Consider the following 3,460-nt stretch of genomic DNA (forward strand, 5'->3'; position numbering starts at 1 on the left):
GGCGGACACCGGCCGCGCGGCGTCGCCGCGTACTCCGCCCGCGCGGGCGCGCCCTCGTCGAGTACGGGCAGCAGGACCACGTCCGGCCGTACGGAGGCGGCGGCCAGCGCCGGGACCAGGGCGACGCCGAGGCCCGCGGCGACGTATCCCTGCTTGGCGGTCCACTCGGCCACGACGTGCGCCACGCGCGGCCGGAAGGCCTGCCGCAGAGCGGCGTCCAGGAGCGTGCCCTCGGGACGCGGGCCGCCGGAGATCCAGTCCTCGTCGGCCAGTTGACCGAGCCGCACCGGCCCCTGGCCGTCCGCCAGGGGATGGCCGGCCGGGACGGCGACGTACAGGGACTCGTCGAGCAGATGGTGGAGTTCGTACGCCTCCAGCGGTGCCCGGCTCGTCGTCGAGACCACGGCCAGGTCCAGGTGACCCTCGTCCAGCCGGGCCAGCAGACCCGGCGTGAGCCCCTCCTCCCGGGTCACGCGGATTCCGGGGCGGCGGGCACGGAAGGCGGCGAGGGCGTGCGGCACCAGTGCCGCGTCGGCCGTGGGGAAGGCTCCGAAGCGCAGCCGCCCGGTGGTCCCTTCGCGCAGCGCGGCCAGTTCGCGCCCGGCGTCGTGCAGCGCCCCGGCGACGGTCTCGGCATACGGCACCAGGACCCGCCCGGCCTCCGTCAGCCGTACCCCGCGCGGCAGCCGGTCGAAGAGCGGCTCGCCGCCCAGCGCCGCCTCCAGCGAGGAGATCTGCCGGGACACCGCGGACTGTGTCCACCCGAGGGTGCCCGCGGCCAGCGTGAACGAGCCGTGCCGGGCGACCGCGAGGAACACCCGCAGCCACATGGTGGACAGGTCCGGATCGGCATGCGAAGACGGCATGGAGGCCATGCTAGACATTCGCTTGTCGCATCACGGTCACGGTCCTAGCGTCGACGGCATGCAGATCACCCTGGGCAACCCGGCCTCCGCGCCCCGCCCCCTCAGCCCCTACTACTCCCAGGTCGCCCGCGTCGAACACGCCGACGGCAGCGCCCTGTTGTACCTGTCCGGGCAGATCGCCGAGGGGGCGACCCTCGCGGCGCAGACCCGCGGGGTCTTCGAGACGATCGACGCCCTGCTGGAGGCGCACGGCGCGACCCTGACGGACGTGATCAACATCCGCACGTATCTGACGGACATCTCCCGGCTCGAGGAATACGGCGCCGTGCGAAGGGAGTTCCTCACCGGCACCCCGCCCACGAGCATGACCTTCGAGGTGTCCCGGCTGTTCCGGCCGGAGGCCCTCGTCGAGATCGAAATCGTGGCGGCGGTGCCCGCGGGCGGGTGATACTCCCCGCATGAAGGCAGCGAAGGCCGTGAACCTGGGTGTCCTGTTCCTGATCGAACTCGGCGCCCTCGCGGCCGTCGCCCACTGGGGCTTCACCCGGGACGCGGCGACCCCGGTGCGATGGCTGCTCGGCCTCGCCGCACCCACTCTGCTCGTCACGCTGTGGGCGCTGTTCGGGTCCCCGAAGTCCTCGTACAAGACCCGGGGAGCGGTCCGTGTGGGCTTCGAACTGCTGTGGTTCGGGGCCGGGGTGCTCGCGCTCTTCGCCGCCGGGGCGGTGGGCTGGGGGATCGCCTTCGCGCTCGTCTGTGCGGTCAGCAAGGCGCTGGCGGTCGTCTGGCGGCAGTGAACCTCAGTCCGCCGGCTCGCCCAGCAGCCGCAGGAAGTCCCGGAACGCGCCCGGCATGTCGACCGACCGCGGGTCCAGCAGCCACCGGTACCGGAGGCCGCCCATCACGGAGTCCAGCGGGGGAGCGGTGCGCTCCGGGCCTGCCCGGCCGCCAGGACGGTCTCTTCATCGGCTACCGGGCCTGGGAGAAGGCGGGCCGCACCCCTTCGTACCCCTTCGGGCGCGCTCTCGGCTGCACCAAGTGGACGTACGAGTCCCTGGAGGTCGAGGGCACGACCGTCAGGGTCCGCGTCCGCAGCTCCGTCGAGCGGGCCGGCCGGGTGGTCGTACAGGTCCATCCGGCCCCCGCCGAGCCGGAAGCCGACCGGCCCGCCCGCCGGCTCGCCGGATTCGCGGGCGTGGAGGCGGGGCCCGGCGAGAGCGTCGAGGTGACGGTCGGCATTCCGCGACGGGCCTTCGAAATCTGGAACGACTCGTGGGTGTTTGTGAAGGGTTCGTACGAGATCTCGGTCGGCCGCTCGATCGCGGACCGCCGTCTCACCGCCACGACTAACGTCTGAGCCGGGACGAGTCTCCCCTTGAGCAGCCCCGGCCCAGGACCTGACCCCTGGGCCGGGGCTCGTGACTCCAGAGGCCGATGTGGCAGACTCCCGGGCCGCGAGACACGGAACACGCCGGTTCGGGGGAGAGAAACCATGTATCCAGGTCAGCAACAGCCCGGTTCCTACGGTCAGCAGCAGCCGGGGCCGTACGGTCAACAGCAGCCCTACCAGCCGTATCCGCCGCAGCAGCCGTACCCTCAGCAGGCCCCGTACGCCCAGCCGTACCCGCCGCAGCAACAGCCGCCCCAGCAGCACCTCGGCGAGGGGCGGATGCGGCTCGATCCGAACCTCACCCCCGGCCAGCGCGACCTCGTGGTGAAGATCCAGCAGAAGGCCAAGTTCCTCGCCTACGGCTTCGTGCTGGGCGTCCCGCTGACCTTCGGCGGCGCCCACTACGGCATCACTCACGGCCCGGTCGGCTTCGCCGGTACCGCAGTCGGGCTCGTCCTCGTGGCCGTCGGCGTCCTCGCGCTGACGCAGATGCAGGCCCTCAAGCGGCAGCTGCGCCTCATCACCCCGGACGCCTGGCGGTCCCCGGCCGCTCACCTGCCCGGGGCGCGCAAGGCCGCCACGCAGGCCGCCTACGTCAACGGCGTCCTCGTCCTGCTCTCCTTCGCCGCCACCGGTTACCTGCTGTACAAGGGAGCCGGCTGGGGCGCGTACGGCAACTCCTTCGGCTTCGGCGCGCTGATGCTCGGCGCCTGCATCCCCTTCGGCATGGGCGTCGCCGCCGCGACCACCATCCCGCAGCTGCTCCAGGTGATCCCGGCCGGTGCCAAGGTCGGCCGGAGTCTGTACTCGATCATCTTCGTGCTGGCCACGACGGTGACGGGTGAGGGGATCAAGGGCGGGGCGCTCCCGCCGGTCGTGATCGGTGGTTCGACCCTGCTGGTCTGCTCGGGCGCGATGGCCGTGCTGGGCCGGGCGGCGAAGCGGATGCGCGGGGAGAGCGTCTAGCGTCCCAGGCCCGGGTTCGGAGGCCTCCGTCAGTCCCGCACGCCGAAGGCGTACACCGTCTCCGACCGGTACACCTTGCCCGGCCGTAGTTGCGCGGTCGGGAACCCGGGGCGGTTCGGGGAGTCCGGGAAGTGCTGGGTCTCCAGGGCGATGCCGTCGCCAGGGGCGAAGGGGTCGCTCAGATGGTCCGCCGTGTAGACCTGGTTGCCGGGCGCGGTGGTCGCGATCGTCAGCAGCC

At 72.5% G+C, this 3,460-nt stretch carries 4 protein-coding genes and 3 pseudogenes; 4 read left to right on the plus strand and 3 right to left on the minus strand.

The annotated features are described in order from the left end of the window. Positions 1–875: LysR family transcriptional regulator (locus ACFW2E_RS25005; RefSeq protein ID WP_384469311.1), on the minus strand; the 875-nt coding region annotated here is incomplete at its 3' end. A 49-nt stretch (positions 876–924) separates the two neighbouring features. Between ACFW2E_RS25005 and ACFW2E_RS25010 the strand changes: the two genes are divergently transcribed. After that, a complete protein-coding gene (locus ACFW2E_RS25010; protein WP_384469312.1) occupies positions 925–1,314 on the plus strand; it encodes a RidA family protein in 390 nt (129 codons plus the stop codon). Between the two features lie 10 nt (positions 1,315–1,324). Next, positions 1,325–1,663, plus strand: a complete 339-nt coding sequence (locus ACFW2E_RS25015; RefSeq protein ID WP_384469313.1) for a YrdB family protein — start codon at positions 1,325–1,327, stop codon at positions 1,661–1,663. Between the two features lie 3 nt (positions 1,664–1,666). Here the strand turns inward: ACFW2E_RS25015 and ACFW2E_RS25020 are convergent. Continuing rightward, positions 1,667–1,804, minus strand: a pseudogene (locus ACFW2E_RS25020) (TetR family transcriptional regulator); the annotation flags it as partial. 14 nt (positions 1,805–1,818) lie between these two features. Here ACFW2E_RS25020 and ACFW2E_RS25025 point away from each other — a divergent pair. Together ACFW2E_RS25025 and ACFW2E_RS25030 are read left to right on the plus strand one after the other, a co-directional pair. Continuing rightward, a pseudogene (locus tag ACFW2E_RS25025) lies at positions 1,819–2,223 on the plus strand (fibronectin type III-like domain-contianing protein); the annotation flags it as partial. A 135-nt stretch (positions 2,224–2,358) separates the two neighbouring features. Then, entirely contained in the window at positions 2,359–3,222 is an 864-nt protein-coding gene (locus ACFW2E_RS25030) for a hypothetical protein (protein ID WP_384469314.1), read from the plus strand. A gap of 29 nt (positions 3,223–3,251) precedes the next feature. On the opposite strand, the pseudogene ACFW2E_RS25035 reads toward ACFW2E_RS25030, so the two are convergent. Then, positions 3,252–3,460 (minus strand): annotated as a pseudogene (locus tag ACFW2E_RS25035) (galactose-1-epimerase); the annotation flags it as partial.

Origin of the sequence: Streptomyces sp. NPDC058964, assembly GCF_042741275.1 — a bacterium.
Classification (GTDB): Bacteria; Actinomycetota; Actinomycetes; order Streptomycetales; family Streptomycetaceae; genus Streptomyces.

Bases quoted from the DNA above. Each gene is read 5' to 3' on its own strand.
- ACFW2E_RS25010 (WP_384469312.1), top strand. From the start codon at position 925: ATGCAGATCACCCTGGGCAACCCGGCCTCCGCGCCCCGCCCCCTCAGC.
- ACFW2E_RS25015 (WP_384469313.1), top strand. From the start codon at position 1,325: ATGAAGGCAGCGAAGGCCGTGAACCTGGGTGTCCTGTTCCTGATCGAA.
- ACFW2E_RS25030 (WP_384469314.1), top strand. From the start codon at position 2,359: ATGTATCCAGGTCAGCAACAGCCCGGTTCCTACGGTCAGCAGCAGCCG.